This is a genomic window from Bartonella sp. AA168HLJHH, from assembly GCF_042197365.1.
In the GTDB taxonomy this organism is placed as follows: Bacteria; Pseudomonadota; Alphaproteobacteria; order Rhizobiales; family Rhizobiaceae; genus Bartonella.
Window position 1 is genome coordinate 1 of record NZ_JBHIRS010000072.1, and the last position, 831, is coordinate 831.

At 37.8% G+C, this 831-nt stretch carries 1 protein-coding gene and 1 pseudogene; both read left to right on the forward strand.

Annotated features, from left to right (window positions below; translation table 11 throughout):
* Window positions 1-568 (forward strand): tyrosine-type recombinase/integrase (locus tag ACFINM_RS09795; RefSeq protein ID WP_375641353.1); only part of this gene is annotated, 568 nt, incomplete at its 5' end.
* 200 nt (window positions 569-768) lie between these two features.
* Window positions 769-831 (forward strand): annotated as a pseudogene (locus tag ACFINM_RS09800) (DNA-binding protein); the annotation flags it as partial.

An 831-nucleotide genomic window follows, 5' to 3' on the forward strand; every position in this document is an offset into this window, starting at 1 on the left:
CCATAAAATCAAAAACCTACCTGCAATGGATTGGAAAGATGTTCCCGCTTTTTATAAAACGCTTTGCCAAACAACAATCCTAACACAACTGGCTTTGCGTTTGCTTATTTTGACAGGAGTTCGTACTTTTCCTTTGCGTCATATTCGTGAAGGTCAAATTGAAGATGATGTCTGGACAATTCCTGCTGAAAATATGAAAGGAAAGCGTGATACTACAACAGAATTTCGCGTCCCCTTATCAAAAGAAGCGCTGAAAATTATTGAACAAGCTCGTTGTATTTCTAAAAGTGATTTTCTTTTTTCTCCTACCGGTCGCGGTCCTCTTTCACATACGATGATGGCTTGGTATATGAGAAAAAATAAAATTGAAGCATGCCCGCATGGTTTTCGCTCTAGTTTACGCGATTGGCTCGCTGAAACAACCGATGCTCCCTATGAGGTCGCTGAAACTATTCTAAGTCATACGGTAGGTGGTAAAGTAGAGCGTGCCTATCGTCGCACTGACTATCTAGAACAGCGCCGCGTTTATATGGATAAATGGGCGGCTTATGTCACCGGTCAATCTTAAAGATATGGGGTGCAGAACCCCATGATCTGTGGATAACTTTCTCTCTCTTCTCTCTCAATAAGAGTCATAAATTATCACATCAGAATTTATATGATAAAATATTGTTTTCTATAAATAAAACATCTTTCTAAATGAACCAAAATGTGGTTAATAAATGGTTATGATTTGTTACCATTTTTTTATAGTGAAAGGATTTTAGTATGACAGAAAATGCTATTCTTTTAACAGACCGTGAAAGTGCAAAATTGCTTCATATGAGTGTC